A 19,439-nucleotide genomic window follows, 5' to 3' on the forward strand; every position below is an offset into this window, starting at 1 on the left:
CTTTTAGAAAATATAAAAGGCTATTTTCAGAGTTCATCAAACAAATAAAATAAGATATAGGAAGTATAAATAACAACCAAAATACAGAAACTTATAATTACTTATGGCGAGTATAACTGTATTTTATTTAATCCAATTAATAGGTAAAAATTACTTAGGTAAGACATCCAAAGAGCACCTTTTTATGAATTTGAATTCGCAATTAATAGCTAGGATTCAGCATTTAAAGATAAAACATTGAAAAACAATACAATATATTTTGGCCAAAATGTATGCGGCGCGATTGCATACGTATTCATAAATTTTTATTAAAAATAAGACAATTTATTGAAGGTTTTATCACTTTATTGAGGGAGGTAAACGAAAACATTAATACAGCCGCGGTTTTAATTATATTAACCTTTAACACGAAATAAGTGCGCTCATAAATACCAAGGTACAAAACAGTATTTTGAGACGTTTTAGTTTAAAAACTTAACTTAATTAGGTGGTTTATGCTGCCGCAAACAACAGCATTAATTTGTCGCTCATTTCAAATAGAAAGCTTTACAGCGTAAGTTTATAAGCCCAACTAATAACAGAGCTTTAGTCAGAGGTTAAACTCACACAAAGCCTCACTATTAATTAAATTATTTTGCAGCTAAGTTTGTTGCCATTTTCTTAGCAATAACTTGAAATAGCGCAAGCTCATCTTCTGTCATCCCAGCTGTCATTTGTTGATGAATTTTTTTATCAATTGAATTGATCCCCCCATTATCAACTGACTTTTTTCAGTTAAACGCAAACATTGGCTGCGCTTATCTTCAGGGTTTGGTTCCTTAACTATCAGCTCTTGGGTAATTAATGTATTCAGTAAACGCGTCACTTGCGCCTTGTCACGATTTAAAAAGTTCGCAATATCAATAGCAGTACACGGCGCTTTTTTACTGATTATTTTAAGCACTCGCACATGCATCGGTGCGATGTCTAAATCCAGTTGCTCAATATTATCGTGTAACTGACGCTTCAATACATGCACTAGCTGGAACAGACTTTCTAATGATTTTCGATCTTGCATAACGAGACTCCACAACAAAACTAGTTGACATTGTCAATCAGTAAAACTATAGTTGACATTATCAACTAAATTAACACTTATTTCAAGACGGAGGATAACTATGGTTCATCACGCATTAGATCAACAAACATTAGCTCCACAAGCACTGAACACACAAGCGATTAATTCAAGCGAGATGGTTACCTCGCAACCAACAAATAATAAAACACCACTGATTTATAAAGTGCTCACCGTCTTAGGCATGATGACATTAATGGGTGGCACATTAACAGGTGTGATGACGTTTTTAAATCTTGGATACAGCGATAGTTTTTTCTCTGACTGGTTAAGTGCATTTCTGCTGGCCGCAATCACAGTGATGCCAGCGGGTTTTATCATGATGGCATTGCTAACAAAGCTCGCAGAAATTCTCATTCCCAATTCGGGAGTGAAACTAAAGAACACGCTTGTAGGTATCAGCATGGCTTTGATTATGGAATCAGGTATCGCGTTATCGACAACCTACAATAATCTTGGGGTTACAAGTTCGGATACGTTTTTTAGCGCTTGGTTCAGTACTCTAGTCACAGCGCTGCCTTTTGCACTGACCATAATGGTTATCGTGTCATTGACCATAAAACCTAAAGTAGAAGCCATATTAAAAAGCTAAACATTAATCACTAAACATTTACTACTACAACTTCAACGACTATAAACTATTTATAAGGTATTAATTATGAACACAATTATCCGTAAAGGTCACAGCTATCGTATTACTGTCGAAGAAATCAATTTACCAGAGTCACAGGTGGGTAAAACGTTAGCTTTTGAATTTCAAGATAGAGAAGACTTATTCAACGTTGTTGATAAATTACAACAAGGCAGTGGGTTAGAAACATCTCTAGCAACTAGAGTTGCCGTGTCATTGCGCCTATTAGGCCCTGTCATGATGGAAAACCGTAAGCACCCATTGTTTGCTGAATTTATGCCACACTTTAAATCATTTATGCAGAACTTAAAAAATACAGTTAAAAGCACAATGAAAAAATAGGAATTAATTTATTAAGCTCTGCTAGTCGCACCTTAAAAGTCAACTATAGATAAATGATCAATTTAAACCTTTAGGAGTTATTGAATGAACATCGCTATTACCGCTGCAAGCGGACAACTAGGTACAGCAATTGTAAAAGCACTGTTAGCCATTACCCCTAAAGAAAATGTTATCGCATTAGCACGAACGCCTGATAATGCGCGACATCTAGGTGTAGAAGTTCGACCTGGTGATTACAATGATGCACAGCAATTAGAGCAGTCACTACAATCAATTGATGTACTGCTACTCGTCTCAGGTATGGATGCCCCTGATAAACGAATTGGTCAACATCGAAATGTCATTAATGCCGCTAAAAAGGCTGGTGTACAAAAAATTGTGTATACCAGTGTTCAAGGAGCTGAAGAAAACACGGCCTTCTCCCCTGTTATTCAAAGTAACCGTCAAACAGAACAAGACGTACGTGATAGCGGCCTAGATTGGGTGATTGGTCGTAACGGTATTTATATTGAACCCGATATTGAATATATCGATAGCTATAAAAAATTAGGCGTTATTGCCAATTGCGCTAATGATGGTAAATGCGGTTACACCACCCGTGACGAGCTAGGCTACGCCTATGCAAAAATGTTGACTCAGAATAAGCACAACGGTCAAACCTATAACCTGCATGGTGATCCGCTAACCCAATATCAATTAGCCGACTATTTGAATTTAGCTTTTAACACTGAACTCATCTACAGCCCAATGACAGTTGAAGAATATCAACAAGATCGCGTAGCTGAATTAGGTGACTTTATTGGTACTGTGATTGCGGGAATATATCAGGGGATCCTTGAAGGTAAAGCCAATAACCCGAGTCATTTTTTACAAGCCGCTGACAGAGCGCACATTGGTTGGGACAGATATTTTTCAGACTTAAAATCAAGTCATAATTAAAATACTCAAACAAAAAAGCCCAGCATTTGCTGGGCTTTCGATATACAAATAACACTTTAGCTGCTATCAGCGTAGTGAGTCTTTTTGTTCAGTTTTCGTCACTAACGATGCATTACTTGCACCTTCAGAACCTATGGTTAATTTACCTTGTTGAACAAGCCAAAAACCTAAACCAACAAACACCCCGCCGCCAACAATATTGCCTAATGTCACAGGAATTAAATTATTGAATGCAAAATTAACTAAGGTTAAATCTGCATATTGTTGAGGATTAATATTCAATGCAAGATAAAAGCTTTCTGGCGCAAAAGAATGAATAGCAACCCCTAATGGCACCATAAACATGTTGGCAATACTATGTTCAAAGCCACTACTCACAAACATCGCTACAGGTAATATCATTAATAAGGATTTGGTTAATAAATCTTTAGTTGCGAACGTCATCCATACAGCAAGACAAACCAGCATGTTACACAAAATACCTAAAGTGAAAGCTTGACCCCAAGTGTGATGAATTTTATGTTGCGCAATATTGAGTGCATTAAGCCCCCATTGTCCGCCATTTAATTCGAACATACGTGACGTCATTATCAGTAGCACCATAATCAGTGCACCAATTAAATTACCGCCATAAACTCGCGCCCAACATTGTAGTTGTGTTGCGGTTTTAATTTGTTTTTGTGCCCAAGGAATGGAAGTAAGTACAGTACTGGTAAATAACTCAGCGCCACATACAACCACTAAAATGAGGCCAAGGCTAAATGCAATACCACCAATAAAACGGGTCATGCCCCAACCGCTGGTACTGCCAGTGGTTACCGTGACATAAAACACGAACGCAATGGCAATAAACGCGCCTGCGAATATCGATAAGATGAAAGATTGCCAAGGGCTTTTGGCCACCTTAGCTAAACCAAACTTTTCTGCTTGTTCATAAGTCGTCGGTTCTGACGGCTTATTCGTTAACTCGGTCGTTGAATCTGCCGATTTTTGGCGTTCTTCACCGGTTAATTTCTGCATAAAAAACCTCAAATCTTTTAAAACTCAATAGGACTAATAAAGCAAATAAACAGCGTGACTTGTTATAACAAACTTAACCGTATTTAACGCCATCATTTAATCATACAAATAAATTGGTAATACCAAGAATAGTCATATGAACTTGGTAATAAAGCTGCTTTTAAAAGTAAAGCTTTCACTAATAAATGATCGACTTATCTAAAAGATGCTATAAAACAGTATAGCAAAGCTATATTGCGATAAGAAGGTAACAAAAAGCTAGCCAACAACAAGCCGCAAGAGTAGTCACTAATGATTGAATAAAAAACTTTTTGGTCAAAAAGTGTTAGCCAGATAACAGTTTTGTCCATATCTTATTCGATTTTGATTTAATTAAGTGAAGTTGCATAAAACCTATGCTAATATCCCTTAGGTAAATTGGTCTTACCAATTTAGATTTGCAAAGATTTTCGCTAACTCAGTACCAATATTAGTGAGTTAGCCAACAGATTAGATGCCCTAGTAATTATCCATTAATAGGGGTCTCAATTTTTTGATATGCCAACTTGGTTGTAACAGTTATCAACTACCATCGTATGGCACATCAACAGTCAATTAACGAGAAGGTAAATTACCATGACCGATAAAACAGAGTTATTTGCAAACGCTTGGCAAGGTTTTAAAGCTGGCGATTGGAAAACTGAAGTTAATGTTCGTGACTTCATCCAGAAAAACTACACACCTTATGAAGGTGACGAGTCTTTTCTAGCCGGTGCAACTCAAGCTACTGAAACACTTTGGGAAAAAGTGATGGTCGGTATTAAGCAAGAGAACAGCACTCACGCTCCTGTTGATTTCGACACAAAAATGGTTTCTACCATTACTTCTCACGATGCTGGCTATATCAACAAAGATTTAGAAACCATCGTTGGTTTACAAACTGATGCGCCACTTAAACGTGCAATGCTACCTAATGGTGGTATTCGTATGGTTGAAGGTTCTTGTAAAGCTTATGACCGTGTATTAGATGAAGACGTAAAATACACTTACTCTGAATTACGTAAAACCCATAACCAAGGCGTATTTGATGTTTACACGCCTGAAATCATGGCGTGTCGTAAGTCTGGTATTTTAACTGGTTTACCAGATGCATACGGCCGTGGTCGTATCATTGGTGATTACCGTCGTATCGCACTTTACGGTGTCGACTACTTGATGAAAGACAAGTTCGCTCAGTTCTCTTCACTTCAAGCTGGTTTTGAAGCAGGCGAAGATTTAGCAAGCACAATGCAATTACGTGAAGAAATTGCAGAGCAGCATCGTTCATTAGGTCAAATGAAGAAAATGGCAGCTAAATACGGCTGTGATATTTCTCTACCAGCTACCAATGCTAAAGAAGCAATTCAGTGGACTTACTTCGGTTACCTTGCTGCAGTTAAAAGCCAAAACGGCGCGGCAATGTCATTAGGTCGTACTTCATCATTCCTTGATATCTTCATCGAACGTGATATCGCTAATGGCGTATTAACTGAAGAACAAGCGCAAGAAATGGTTGACCATTTCGTGATGAAACTACGTATGGTGCGTTTCTTACGTACTCCAGAATACGATGAATTATTCTCTGGCGACCCAATCTGGGCAACTGAATCAGTTGCAGGTATGGGTTTAGATGGCCGTACTTTAGTGACTAAGAACAGCTTCCGTTTCTTACACACTTTATACAACATGGGCCCTAGCCCAGAGCCAAACATCACTGTTTTATGGTCGAACGAATTGCCACAGGGCTTTAAAAACTTCTGTGCCAAAGTATCAATCGATACGAGTTCTATCCAGTATGAAAACGATGACTTAATGCGTCCTGATTTCGAATCAGACGATTACGCAATCGCATGTTGTGTGAGCCCAATGATTGTGGGTAAACACATGCAGTTCTTCGGTGCTCGTGCTAACTTAGCAAAAACCATGCTGTACGCTATCAATGGCGGCGTGGACGAGAAACTGAAAATCCAAGTTGGCCCTAAAGCCGACAAGATTACTGCTGACGTTTTAGATTTTGATGATGTAATGGGTCGTTTAGACGGCTTAATGGATTGGTTAGCAACACAATACGTGACAGCACTTAACTCAATTCATTACATGCACGACAAGTACTCTTATGAAGCTGCGTTAATGGCACTTCATGACCGTGACGTTCGTCGTACTATGGCATGTGGTATTGCTGGTCTTTCAATTGCTGCCGATTCATTATCAGCAATTAAATTCGGTACAGTTAAGCCTATCCGTGATGAAGACGGCATTGCAATTGACTTTGATATTTCAGGTGATTACCCGAAATTTGGTAACAATGACCCACGTGTAGATGACATTGCTTGTGACTTAGTTGAACGCTTCATGGCTAAGATCCGTACTAAGAAAATGTACCGTAATGCGATTCCAACACAGTCAATCTTGACCATTACATCAAACGTTGTATACGGCAAGAAAACAGGTACGACTCCAGACGGTCGCCCAGCTGGCGCGCCATTTGCTCCAGGTGCAAACCCAATGCATGGTCGTGATGAAAATGGTGCAATTGCATCACTAACATCAGTTGCGAAACTGCCATTTGCTCATGCACAAGACGGTATCTCTTACACTTTCTCTATCGTGCCAAACGCACTAGGTAAAGATGAAACAGGTCGCCGAGCTAACCTTGCATCGCTAATGGACGGTTACTTCATGAGTAACGCTAACAGCGAAGGTGGTCAGCACTTAAACGTGAACGTAATGAACCGCGAAATGCTTGAAGATGCGATTGTGAACCCTGAAAAGTACCCACAATTAACCATCCGTGTTTCTGGTTACGCTGTACGCTTTAATGCATTAACACCTGAACAGCAACAAGATGTAATTACTCGTACTTTCACTAAAGGCTTGTAATACTTCTTAAAATTGGTTGTACTAATATTTAGTACAACCATTTTTTTGCTTATTTGGAGAGCCCATGACCACAGGTCGTATCCACTCTATTGAATCCTTTGGTACCGTTGACGGTCCTGGTATTCGCTATGTTGCGTTTATGCAGGGTTGCTTAATGAAATGCCAGTATTGCCATAACCGTGATACTTGGGATTTAGATGGCGGTAAAGAAGTCACTGTTGATGAGCTCATGAGCCAAATCATCGGTTACAAACCTTTCCTCAAATCCGGTGGCGTGACAGCAACAGGTGGAGAAGCCATTCTTCAAGCTGAGTTTGTCGCTGAGCTTTTCAAAGCTTGCAAAGAAAATGATTTACATACCTGCCTAGACACCAATGGTTTTGTCCGCAAATACTCACCTGTCATTGATGAGTTACTCGACAATACCGACTTAGTATTACTCGACATAAAACAAATGGATGATGCCAAGCACATCGATTTAACTAAGGTCAGTAATCAACGTACGCTGCAATTTGCTGAGTACTTAGCAAAGCGTAATCAAAAGACTTGGGTGAGATATGTGGTTGTCGATGGTTTTACTGAAGATCTTGCTTCAGCTAAAGCATTAGCAGACTTTATTGAGCCAATGAAGAATGTTGAAAAGGTAGAGTTACTACCTTATCACCAGTTAGGCACTCACAAGTGGGAAGCGTTCGGTGAAACATACTCGTTAATCGACACTAAACCACCAAGCAAAGAAACAATGGAAGCCATTAAAACGGTATTCACTGAACGTGGCATAAAAGCAGATTATTAAAAACAGCTTATTAAAGCTGCTCCCAATAACTTTTATCCAAACGTTCAAACGCCATTTTTAAAATAAGTGCCATATCTAAATAACACGCTTTAGCGCCTAAAGGTTGGCAGGCTATGCCCATGGAACTCATTTTAGTGGTGAGCTGATTGGTCCAATCAAATAGTGTTATCGGCAAAGGATGTTTAGCACGTAATCCCAGCCATAACAGGCCTTGAATAGGCAAACTGATAAAGAATAACAGTATGGCGATGGCTTGAGGTAAAAATGCCCAGCCGTTGACATACACTTGGCTAATTGCAGCCAAGATAGCAAAAAATGGCATAAACATAATGCCTAAATGGGTTGCCCTAACGACGCGATATTCAGGGAAATAAAACCCAAGTTGTCGAACCATAGGCCAGGTTTTCATATAACGTCGACCATCGCCAATGATTTTGAAAACTTTTACGCTCAACGTTACGCCCTACAAGATTTGAAAGATATATGCACAATAGCACACAGCGATAATTAGCCCCAAATTTACGGTAAATTTATCGGTTGTTTAGTAATTAATTAACTATGATTGATAGTTGAAATAACACATTTCACGTCAATTTAAATTTTGCACGATCAGACTAAAAGGTCTCAACATGTCAGAAAAACTCGTACTAGTACTCAACTGCGGTAGCTCTTCTCTAAAATTTGCTGTAATTGATGCTGTTTCAGGTGATGATCACATATCAGGACTTGCTGAATGCTTCGGTTTAGAAGATTCACGCATCAAATGGAAAGTTAACGGCGCAAAAAATGAAGCCAAATTAGGCGCATTTACTGCTCACCGCGAAGCTGTTGAATACATAGTTAACAATATTCTTGCTGATCAGCCAGAATTAGCCGCTCAAATCCAAGCAATTGGTCACCGTATTGTTCATGGCGGCGAAAAATACTCTCGCTCAGTGATCATTAACGAAGACGTGATTTCTGGTATTGAAGACTGTGCATCACTCGCGCCACTTCATAACCCTGCACATTTAATCGGTATTCGTGCGGCAATGGCTTCATTCCCTACTTTGCCTCAAGTAGCCGTATTTGATACCGCATTCCACCAAACGATGCCTGAGCACGCTTATATTTACGCACTGCCTTACAAGCTTTACCGCGAGCACGGTATTCGTCGCTACGGTATGCACGGGACTAGCCACTTATTTGTTAGCCGTGAAGCCGCTAAAGTACTTAATCAAGACGTAGCTGATACTAATGTGATTGTTGCGCATTTGGGTAACGGCGCTTCTGTCACTGCGGTTAAAGGCGGTAAAAGTGTTGATACTTCAATGGGCTTAACGCCATTAGAAGGTTTAGTTATGGGTACTCGCTGTGGCGATATGGACCCTTCAATTATCTATCACCTCGTTAACCAACTTGGTTACACCATCGATGAAGTCAACAACTTACTCAACAAGCAAAGTGGTTTGTTAGGTATTTCTGAACTGACTAATGACTGTCGTGGTATTGAAGACGGTTATAAAGATGGCCATAAAGGCGCAACATTAGCATTAGAAATCTTCTGCTACCGTTTAGCCAAATACATTGCTTCTTACACTGTGCCTTTAGGACGTTTAGATGCGGTTGTGTTCACTGGTGGTATCGGTGAAAACTCTGACATCATCCGCGCAAAAGTTCTAGAAATGCTTGCTATCTTTAACTTCAATGTTAATGAAGAGAAAAACCTTGCAGCACGTTTTGGTAAAGACGGCGTGATAACAGAAGAAGGCAGCACTGTGGCGATGGTTATCCCAACTAATGAAGAATGGGTTATCGCTGAAGATGCAATTAAGTTAATCAAAGCTTAATCACCATTGCCTATACCTAAAGCCTGCATAGCAGGCTTTATTTACGCTATTTATAGAGGTCTCTATGTCTCGTAATATTATGTTAATTCCAATTGGTACCGGTGTAGGTTTAACCTCATTGAGTCTTGGGATGGTGCGTGCACTTGAACGCAAAGGTGTTAAAGTTCAGTTCTTCAAACCTATTGCACAAATCCGCAATGGTGATAACGGCCCAGAACGTTCAACGACCATTTTAAGCCATTCGCCAACCGTTAATCCGCTTGAGCCATTTTCAATGGAGCATGCTGAAAACTTGATTCGCTCAGAGCAAATTGACGTATTAATGGAGCAAATTATTGCTCGCGCTAGCGAATGTGCTGCCAACACAGAAACCATCGTTATCGAAGGTTTAGTGCCAACTCGCACTCACCCGTTCTCTGACGACATCAATTTTGAAATTGCTAAAGCACTTGATGCTGATGTTATTTTCATTGCCACACCTGGTAACGATTCGCCTAACGGTCTAATGAACCGCTTAGAAATCGCCTATAACTCTTGGGGTGGTCATAAAAACCAACGTCTTATTGGTTCAATCATCAATAAGATTGGTGCGCCAGTTGACGACGAAGGTCGCGCTCGCCCAGATCTATCAGAAGTGTTTGATCATGCCGAAGCAACAACTGCAGATACTTCAGCGATGTTCCAACTTCCAGGTAAAAGCCCGCTGCGAATTTTAGGTAGTGTGCCTTACAACCTAGATTTAGTTTCACCTCGCGCATCTGATTTAGCTAAACACTTAAACGCTAAAATCATTAACGCGGGTGAAATGAATATTCGTCGCCTACGTAAAGTGACTTTCTGTGCTCGTAGTATTCCAAATATGGTTACCCATATTCGCACTAACTCTTTACTCGTTACTTCTGGCGATCGTTCAGACGTGATTGTATCCGCCTGTCTTGCTGCCATGAATGGCGTGAAAATTGGTGCATTACTACTAACGGGTGGATATGAGCCAGAGCCTGAAATCATGGCTTTGTGTGAACGCGCTTTTGAAACTGGCCTACCTGTATTTTTAATTGAAAGTAACACATGGCAAACTTCACTAAATATTCAGCGTTTTGACCATGAAGTGCCAGTTGATGACGCAGTACGTATCGATAGCGTACAAGAATATGTTGCAAGTCATATTGACCAAAGCTGGATTGAGAGTGTTACTCAAAATTCACCACGTGAGCACCGTTTATCTCCACCAGCATTCAGATACAAACTGACTGAGCTTGCTCGCGCAGCCAAGAAAACCATTGTATTGCCTGAAGGTGAAGAGCCAAGAACAATCAAAGCGGCATCAATTTGTGCTGAACGTGGCATTGCCCGTTGTGTGCTTTTAGGTAACGTTGAAAAAATCTTACGTATCGCATCATCGCAAGATGTTGTACTCGGTGAAGGCGTGCAAATCATTGACCCACTACAAGCGCGTGAGCGTTATGTAGAAGGCATGCTAGATTTACGTCGCCACAAAGGCTTAACTGAAGTCGTTGCTAAAGAGCAGTTAGAAGACAACATGGTATTAGGTACCATGATGCTTGCTCAAGACGAAGTCGATGGCATTGTATCTGGTGCGGTAAACACCACTGCCAATACAATTCGCCCTCCACTGCAGTTAATTAAAACAGCTCCTGGTTCAAGCTTAGTATCTTCTATCTTCTTCATGTTGATGCCTGATCAAGTCTTGGTATACGGTGACTGTGCAATTAACCCAGATCCAAATCCTGAGCAACTTGCTGATATCGCGATTCAATCAGCAGAATCTGCCGCCGCATTTGGTATTGAGCCACGCGTTGCAATGATCAGTTATTCAACCGGTACTTCTGGTACAGGTTCGGATGTTGATAAAGTGCGTGAAGCTACCCGTATTGCTAAAGAGAAACGTCCTGACTTAGTCATCGATGGACCACTGCAATATGATGCTGCGGTAATGGAAAACGTTGCTCGCTCTAAAGCACCTGACAGCCCTGTTGCAGGTAAAGCTACAGTATTTGTATTCCCAGACTTAAACACGGGTAATACAACATACAAAGCGGTACAGCGTAGTGCTGACCTCATCAGTATTGGCCCAATGCTGCAAGGTATGCGCAAACCAGTAAACGATTTATCACGCGGCGCGTTAGTCGATGATATCGTTTACACTATTGCACTAACTGCAATTCAAGCAGCGCAAAACGAACAGTCTTAAACGGCCATTCATCACCTACTCATTGATCGTTTAATAGTAGGAATTAAAAAAGCACTGACGCTAACGCGCCAGTGCTTTTTTATTGTCTGTACATTAAGGTTTGTATTAACTAGATTTCAATAACCAGCTCTAGTGAGCAACTCACAACAAATACTAACAAGAAATTCCGAGAAGAATTATTAACAAGAATTGCCAACAAGAATTACAGTCAGTTCGGCGTAAAAAACCAGATATACAACTAAAATGAGTCACTGTTAGTCACCACTTTAATAGAGCTAAAAACGCTATATTAAATTGTGTTAACAATCGTATACGAAAAGTATTTTTAATTGAATTGCAAGTAGTAGAGGCGAGAAAAAAGGATAAATCTCGTGATTAAAATAGAAACTTACACAAGAGAAATGAAGGGTGTCATTTTTTGACCAGCACTTAAAACCATTGTTTATCATCGAGTTACAAACAAGGCTAATAGTATTCAACAAAGTTGTCCACAGATTTTGTGGATAACCCAAAGTTATCCACCAAACTCTACGAGCAAGTTCGGAATAGTTAATAATACTTATTTTAGACTATATAGTAAGATATGCCACGAGTCCTATTTACAGTCAAGATCTTTATGTCAAAATTGCTTATTACAGTTTGAAACTTGTGTCTGCTGATTGAAATAGCGATACTGCCCTATCATCATAAAAAACTTAACCATTATGCATAAAATTTTTGTCATCATTAGTGTTTTACTCCTCACTGCATGCAGCCCAGCTGAAGAAAGTCAGCAAGGTCGGTTGGATAAAGCATTAAGTCCTGAACAAGTATCCATAGGTTTCTTTGAGGCAATCTATGTCGACCGTGATGTAGAAAAAGCCAAAGTGTTTGTCAGCCCAGAGCTACAGGATGTCATGTCGCATTACCACATAGCATCAGCAGTGCAACGCCATGTATTAGGCTTGTCTATGACTGACGTCAATATGAGTATTGACGATATTGATATTGATTTTTTCCGAAAGTTCACCGATGAAGTTGATGTAAAAGTGAAAGTTGAAGGATTAAGAGGTGGAAGCCCTTGGGTAGATGATCGCACTATCAAATTGGTTAAAAATGGTAAACGCTGGACGATTGTTGAAGTGCTAACAGAGAAAGGTCGTATTGACCTATAGAATTTGAGCACAATGATAATAATGCTCTAGCTTAAAGCACGACCTAAACTTTAGACATAAAATAAGCTCTAGACATAAAAAAAGCAGCTAAGGCTGCTTTTTTTATGCTTGAGAAAGAGCTAATAGTATTAGTTCAATCTACTTATTCTTCATCAGTAGGTAGTGACTCTAGAACGTCATCTTTTACTTGATAATAAGCATTTTCGTATTCATGAACTTCCATAGTAACTCCTATCAACCTAAGGTCGTTTTGTAGGGGGTAAGGAATGTCTATTATTTGGGGGGTGACATTTTCCTTTACAGAGAAGCAGTAGCCATCATTACTTCTTGTGCGAGATTATACCAAGCAAATAGTTCCAACCCAACCAATAATTACAAAAAACTTTCAGAAATGTATGCTCACTCTGTAAATAACTCGTTTAATAGTGGTTTTTAGCAGGGTGAAACTGTAAGTCTTACAAAAAAGATCACGAGCGCAGCATATTAATGTCACATTTACCTATCACACCATACAATCCACTCACATATGCCGATTAATTTTAAGATAATAAAAAGCGAGTGATATCGTCATAGATATCACTCGCTATAATTCTCTTAGCCTATTTTATTTAGCCAATTCCTTAGCAAAAAGCCCGAGATGAACAGTTACACTTGATTTATATGCATCACAATCCGTTTTTCAGAAATCGGATAAGCAGTACCTAACACTTGTGCAAAACACGATACCCGATACTCTTCAATCATCCAGCGCGCTTCAACTAATGACTCTGGAACAGGTTGCATTTTTGGTACCTTTGCAAGTTGCGCTGTTAGCAGCTCACTCACTTTAGCAATGCTCTGCATATGCAGTCTGTCACGAGTCGGGTCTACTGGCAGCTTATCTAAACGGTTTTCAATGGCTTTCAAATAACGGGCTACATCAGCAAGACGGTTCCAACCACAATGTTCTACAAAGCCTTTAAATACTAATTTATCAAGCTGGTTATTAATGTCACTCATGGCAAAAGCGATATCTAAACTGATTTTGCCTTTTAAGCGTTTTTTAATACGCTGATAAATCGTTAGTACTTGCTCAACTTGCAAAGAAATTTGCTCTGCATAGCCATTTAGCTCTTGTCGTACCCAATCTTTAGCTTGTTCAAATTGCGTTTCATTACGCACATCGAGCTTTTTCTCATCTAGTAATTGCTGAACCGATGCCGAAATAATATCGTCAATCAGCAGTTGTACCTGGCCAAAAGGATTAAAGTACATCGCAAGCTTAGCCTTGTTAGGCAGTGCTTTTTGTAAATGTTTAACCGGCGATGGAATATTAATTAGCAGTAAGCGACGTAAACCAATTCGGTGCTGACGTTCTGCTTCGAATTCATCATCAAACAACTTAATCGATACTTGGTCTTTTTCATCAATTAATGCTGGATACGCTTTAACTTCGTAATTGCCTTTACGCTTTTGATATTGCTTAGGTAAATCACCAAATGACCAAGTGGTGATTTCTTTCTTTTCAATGCCATCTTCAGCCACATTTCGAATCGCTTTTGCTACCACCCCTTGAAGTTTATCTTTAAGAGTATCTAAATCGCGGCCTTGATCCACAAGACGATGTTTATCATCTTCAATTTTAAAATTAACCGCTAAATGAGCACTTAACTGGGTTAAATCGAAATCATCACCGCTGATACGTGTGCCTGTCATACGAAGTAACTGCTTACAGATGGAATCAAGCAGTGGCATAGTAAACGGCTCCATCGCTTGTACACAAGCTCGGGCATAATCTGGCGCTGGCACAAAATTACGACGTAGGTTTTTAGGTAACGACTTAATCAGTGCCACGACCTTTTCTTCTCTAAGCCCTGGAACTAACCAATCAAAATCATCAGTATCTATTTGGTTGATAAGCGCGACTGGAATGTGCACCGAAACACCATCATCAACAGCTGCAGGCTCAAAGTGATAACTCACTTGCAGACCTAAATTGGCTTTATGCCACACTTCAGGAAAGTCCAATGCAGAAATATGATCAGCGCTGCGCTGCATTAATAAGTCTTGATTAAAATCCAGTAACTCAGGATTATCTTTACGAGCGACTTTCCACCATTTAAAAAACAGCGGCGAGTTATAAATACCTTGCGGCACTAACGGATCATAAAAATCAACCAGCACTTGTTCATCAACTAAAATATCGCGGCGGCGAGACTTGTGTTCTAACGACTCAATATCATTCAGCAGTTGCTGATTTTTAATAAAGAAAGGTTCTTTAGTTTGTAACTGCCCTTCCGCTAAAGCACTGCGAATAAAAATTTCACGCGCCTCAACAGGATCGATAGGCCCATATTGCACCCTGCGGCGATTAACCACTGTCAGTCCATATAACACCTGATTTTCAAAGGCGATAACACTGGCAGGTTTGGCTTCAAAGTGCGGCTCTAAATGATTTTTCTTAATCAAATGCGCAGCTAACGGCTCTAGCCATTCTGGTTGAATTTTGGCGCAGCAACGGGCAAATAAACGTGAGGTTTCTGTAAGCTCCGCTGCCATAATCCATTTAGGGCCTTTTTTAGCCAATGGAGAACCTGGGAATACAAAGAACTTACGATTACGAGCACCAAGATATTCGTTATTAGCATCTTTAAAACCAATGTGGCTTAACAGTCCTGATAGCAAAGCTTTGTGCAAATTATCATAGCTTGCTGGCGAATCGTTTAAGCGCCACTTTAAGTCATGTACCGCTTGTTTAATTTGAGTATATAAATCCTGCCATTCACGCACACGTAAATAGGCTAAATACTCTTCGCGGCACTGTTTTCGGAATTGGCTAGCCGATAACTCGCTTTTTTGCTCTTTTAAGTAATTCCACAGATTTACCCAACTGACAAAATCTGAGTCTTTATCGGCATACCTGCGATGACATTCATCTGCGGCTTGTTTCTTTTCAATCGGCCTTTCACGCGGGTCTTGAATCGATAAACCAGAGGCTATCACCATGACTTCGTGCAAACAGCTCATGTCTTTTGCTTCAAGTACCATTCTCGCCAAACGCGGATCTAATGGAATTTTAGCTAAGTCACGACCTAAGTTTGTCAGCACTAAATCTTTACGTTTTTGCTTAACGGCTTGTAGCTCTTCCAGCAGTAAAAAACCATCACGAATATGCTTTTGATCAGGCGGCTGAATAAATGGGAAACCCGCAATATCACCAAGACCAATGGCCAACATTTGCAAAATAACCGACGCTAAATTAGTACGAAGAATTTCAGGATCGGTAAACTCAGGGCGCTGATTAAAATCCATTTCGTCATATAAACGAATACATATACCTGCAGCAACACGACCACAACGACCCTGGCGCTGATTCGCACTGGCTTGTGAAATAGGCTCTATCGGTAATCGCTGTACTTTAGTGCGATAGCTATAACGACTGATACGCGCGGTACCTGGGTCAATAACATAACGAATACCCGGTACGGTTAAGGACGTTTCTGCCACGTTGGTCGCCAGTACAATTCTACGACCAATATGGCTTTTAAATACTTTTGACTGCTCGCCATAAGATAGACGCGCATAAAGCGGCAAGATTTCAGTATCGCGATATTTTTGTTTACGCAGCATTTCAGCTGTGTCACGAATTTCGCGCTCACCATTCATGAAAATCAAAATATCGCCAGGCCCTTCGGCCATTAACTCATCGACAGCGGAGAAAATCCCATCACTGACATCTAAATCAGCGTCGGTATCACGGACTAACGGACGGTAACGAGTTTCTACAGGGAAGGTTCTTCCTGATACTTCAATGACTGGCGCATTGTTAAAGTGTTTTGAAAAGCGCTCAACATCAATGGTTGCCGAGGTAATAATCACCTTTAAATCAGGACGTTTTTTTAAAACTTGCTTAAGGTAACCTAAAATAAAGTCGATGTTTAAACTACGTTCGTGAGCTTCATCGATAATGATGGCGTCGTACTGATTTAAGAATTTATCAGAGGTCAGTTCAGCCAGTAAAATACCGTCGGTCATTAGCTTAATGTAGCTGTCATGACTGATAGAATCTGCAAAACGGACCTTAAAACCAACAACTTCACCTAGTGGACTATTAAGCTCATCAGCAACACGACTAGCAACACTTCGCGCAGCAAGACGTCTAGGTTGGGTATGCCCGATTAAACCGCGTGTACCGAGGCCCAACTCTAAACAAATTTTGGGTAACTGAGTCGTTTTACCTGAGCCTGTTTCACCCGCCACAATCACCACTTGATTTGTGGCAATAGCAGAAGCAATATCATTGCGCTTTTGCGATACAGGCAATGAATCAGGATAGGTCACTTGAGGAATATTATTCAGTCGGTATTGCGCTTTATCGTAAGCTTGGGTCGCTTGCTCGGTTAACTTGGCTAAGGCTTGATCTTTCTTTTCAGACTGAGGCTCTTTATTTAATTGATACAAACGACGACGGATTCTAGCCGCGTCGGTTTGATAACAAGAGTTTAGGTATGCTTTAGAGAGCGGGTGTTGGTCCGAATTCAAATCTAATTCCTAGCAAGTATTTCAAAAACTGCGATCCTAGCAAGGAACTAGACTGAATGGTATTAGTTTGCAACAAACAACTCGGTAAACTTAGATATATACTGCAGGTAATTGGAGATATTACTCTTGGCTTCTACGCTGGCGTTAAATAACATTGCTGCATATATATGTTCATTGCATTCAGCACATCGGTACGGTTAATAGTACCAATCACTTTGGTTCCCTCTACCACTGGGTAAATTTTAGGTTTTGCACCCAGCATCTGCTCTGCTAACTGCAATATGCTGCCATCTGGAGTTGCAGTTAGCACATCAGTTTTCATGCAATCTTTAACAGTTTCTGTCATATCACAGTGATAACTACTTTTAAGCATCACTGATAAACAATCTTGTTGAGATAAAAAGCCCACCAAAGCACCATCATTATCTACAACCGCCGCACCAGCTTTATTCTTAGTTAATAGATGTTCTACTGCCGTAGCTAAAGACATGTTGGCCTTTAATAGCACTGGCTGGCGATCCATATATTCTGAAATTTTAATTGAATCCATAATTTTACCCCTTAATATCTGTTTCTGCGCTGAAACATGACCCTAATATTATTTTTTGGTCTTCATATTTAGTGTAGTCAAAATACTAATAAAGCGATGATTGAATTAATAGATTGTGTTATTCGGTTAAATCTTAGGCTTGGTTTATAGAAGTTCGAGTAATAAAAAAGCATCAGGTATCTGATGCTTTTTCGTTTTAATAAACCTAATTCAAAAATTAATTGATTAACTTACTTGTCGCGCCAAATCATCACTTGAGCTGGCTCACCACTTTTGCGAGTCGCGCGGTACATGCCTTCTGTATTAAATGGTGTAGCGATATTACCGCGATGGTCAATGGCAATTACGCCACCTGTACCGCCAGCTGTAATTAAGCGTTGGTTAATCACTTCATCAGCGGCTTGAATAATCGATTTTTTCTGGTATTTCACCTTGGCACAAATATCGCCTGCAACTTGATAGCGGATGAAATACTCGCCGTGCCCTGTTGCTGATACTGCGCAAACTCCATTTTCAGCATATGTGCCAGCGCCAATAACAGGAGCATCACCAATTCGTCCATAGCGTTTATTTGTCATACCACCCGTTGATGTACCAGCGCTAATGTTGCCTTGTTTATCTAATGCCACTGCGCCCACAGTGCCAACTTTGTATTCAGTGTCTAATTGTTGGTGCGCCGCTTGGTAATCAGCACTACTTTTAGCTTCAGCCATTTTGGCCTTAGCTCGTTGCAACCCTTCATAGCGCTTTTGAGTATTAAAGGTTTTATTAGCAACTAATGGTACACCTTGGGTTAAAGCAAACTCTTCAGCGCCTTGTCCATACAGCATCACATGCACTGACTCATCCATGACTAATCGCGCTAAATCAATTGGATTTTTAATGTGTTTTACACCCGCAACAGCGCCTGCATTCATGGTGTTGCCATCCATGATAGAGGCATCCATTTCGTGTTCTTCATTATGAGTATATACCGCGCCTTTTCCTGCATTAAAATATGGAGAGTCTTCTAGCACATTAATGGCAGTTGTGACTGCTTTAAGGCTTGAGCCACCTTTTTCTAGCACCAGATAACCCGCATCAACGGCTTCTTTTAATTTTGCGCGATAGGCTTGTTCTTGCTCAGGTGTGAAACTGGATTTTTTAATGGTTCCAGCACCGCCATGAATGGCGATAGCAAAAGGTTTGTCGTTATTAGCAAAAGATAAGCCTGAAAAAAGTGTCAGCGAAACAGCAAAAGCGAGCGATATTGTTTTCATTTTAAGCAAGTCCTTGATCGGTTTGTATCTTTGTAACCATTTCGGGCGGTAATTTCAATCATAACCTTGCCTGTTAGCACTATTCTGGCGACAATAGGTTATAAGTAATTAGCCGTTGATAAGCATTCATTCATTGTTATCCAAATCGTTTAAATATTGCCTTGTTGTGTGCGT

14 protein-coding genes are annotated in these 19,439 nt (G+C 40.1%); 8 read left to right on the forward strand and 6 right to left on the reverse strand.

The features are described from left to right. Positions 1–709 precede the first annotated feature (709 nt). Positions 710–1,057, reverse strand: a complete 348-nt coding sequence (locus AC0L4E_RS11685) for a MarR family winged helix-turn-helix transcriptional regulator (RefSeq protein ID WP_473679315.1) — start codon at positions 1,055–1,057, stop codon at positions 710–712. Between the two features lie 100 nt (positions 1,058–1,157). Here AC0L4E_RS11685 and AC0L4E_RS11690 point away from each other — a divergent pair, with 100 nt between their 5' ends. The 3 genes from AC0L4E_RS11690 (at position 1,158) to AC0L4E_RS11700 (ending at position 3,026) form a co-directional block, all read left to right on the forward strand. Beyond that, positions 1,158–1,706, forward strand: a complete 549-nt coding sequence (locus tag AC0L4E_RS11690; protein WP_473679317.1) for a DUF2798 domain-containing protein — start codon at positions 1,158–1,160, stop codon at positions 1,704–1,706. 66 nt (positions 1,707–1,772) lie between these two features. Further along, positions 1,773–2,087 carry a DUF3861 domain-containing protein gene (locus AC0L4E_RS11695; RefSeq protein WP_473679318.1) on the forward strand — a complete coding sequence of 105 codons (315 nt, stop codon included), beginning with the start codon at positions 1,773–1,775 and terminating at the stop codon, positions 2,085–2,087. Between the two features lie 84 nt (positions 2,088–2,171). Continuing rightward, positions 2,172–3,026, forward strand: coding sequence for an SDR family oxidoreductase (locus AC0L4E_RS11700; protein ID WP_473679319.1), 855 nt, complete (start codon positions 2,172–2,174; stop codon positions 3,024–3,026). A gap of 66 nt (positions 3,027–3,092) precedes the next feature. Here AC0L4E_RS11700 and focA read toward each other — a convergent pair whose 3' ends face one another. Further along, positions 3,093–4,046 carry a formate transporter FocA gene (gene focA / locus AC0L4E_RS11705; RefSeq protein ID WP_473679320.1) on the reverse strand — a complete coding sequence of 318 codons (954 nt, stop codon included), beginning with the start codon at positions 4,044–4,046 and terminating at the stop codon, positions 3,093–3,095. 615 nt (positions 4,047–4,661) lie between these two features. Between focA and pflB the strand changes: the two genes are divergently transcribed. Next, positions 4,662–6,944 carry a formate C-acetyltransferase gene (pflB, locus tag AC0L4E_RS11710; protein ID WP_473679321.1) on the forward strand — a complete coding sequence of 761 codons (2,283 nt, stop codon included), beginning with the start codon at positions 4,662–4,664 and terminating at the stop codon, positions 6,942–6,944. Between the two features lie 64 nt (positions 6,945–7,008). Beyond that, positions 7,009–7,740 (forward strand): pyruvate formate lyase 1-activating protein, encoded by a 732-nt coding sequence (gene pflA, locus AC0L4E_RS11715; protein WP_473679322.1) that lies wholly within the window; start codon positions 7,009–7,011, stop codon positions 7,738–7,740. 10 nt (positions 7,741–7,750) lie between these two features. Here pflA and yfbV read toward each other — a convergent pair whose 3' ends face one another. Further along, entirely contained in the window at positions 7,751–8,194 is a 444-nt protein-coding gene (yfbV, locus tag AC0L4E_RS11720) for a terminus macrodomain insulation protein YfbV (RefSeq protein ID WP_473679323.1), read from the reverse strand. Between the two features lie 175 nt (positions 8,195–8,369). Between yfbV and ackA the strand changes: the two genes are divergently transcribed. From ackA to AC0L4E_RS11735, 3 genes are all read left to right on the forward strand, one after another. Next, positions 8,370–9,569, forward strand: coding sequence for an acetate kinase (gene ackA / locus AC0L4E_RS11725; protein ID WP_473679324.1), 1,200 nt, complete (start codon positions 8,370–8,372; stop codon positions 9,567–9,569). 64 nt (positions 9,570–9,633) lie between these two features. Further along, positions 9,634–11,781 (forward strand): phosphate acetyltransferase, encoded by a 2,148-nt coding sequence (pta, locus tag AC0L4E_RS11730; protein WP_473679325.1) that lies wholly within the window; start codon positions 9,634–9,636, stop codon positions 11,779–11,781. Between the two features lie 704 nt (positions 11,782–12,485). Then, complete coding sequence (locus tag AC0L4E_RS11735; protein ID WP_473679326.1) at positions 12,486–12,935, forward strand: hypothetical protein; 450 nt, start codon at positions 12,486–12,488, stop codon at positions 12,933–12,935. 645 nt (positions 12,936–13,580) lie between these two features. On the opposite strand, the gene hrpA is transcribed toward AC0L4E_RS11735, so the two are convergent. The 3 genes from hrpA to AC0L4E_RS11750 all read right to left on the reverse strand — a co-directional run bounded on the left by hrpA (position 13,581) and on the right by AC0L4E_RS11750 (position 19,265). Further along, complete coding sequence (gene hrpA / locus AC0L4E_RS11740) at positions 13,581–17,456, reverse strand: ATP-dependent RNA helicase HrpA (protein WP_473679327.1); 3,876 nt, start codon at positions 17,454–17,456, stop codon at positions 13,581–13,583. A 133-nt stretch (positions 17,457–17,589) separates the two neighbouring features. Next, complete coding sequence (locus AC0L4E_RS11745; protein WP_473679328.1) at positions 17,590–18,006, reverse strand: CBS domain-containing protein; 417 nt, start codon at positions 18,004–18,006, stop codon at positions 17,590–17,592. Between the two features lie 230 nt (positions 18,007–18,236). Beyond that, entirely contained in the window at positions 18,237–19,265 is a 1,029-nt protein-coding gene (locus AC0L4E_RS11750; protein WP_473679329.1) for an isoaspartyl peptidase/L-asparaginase family protein, read from the reverse strand. Positions 19,266–19,439 lie beyond the last annotated feature (174 nt).

It is taken from the genome of Shewanella sp. GJ50-10 (assembly GCF_055808815.1).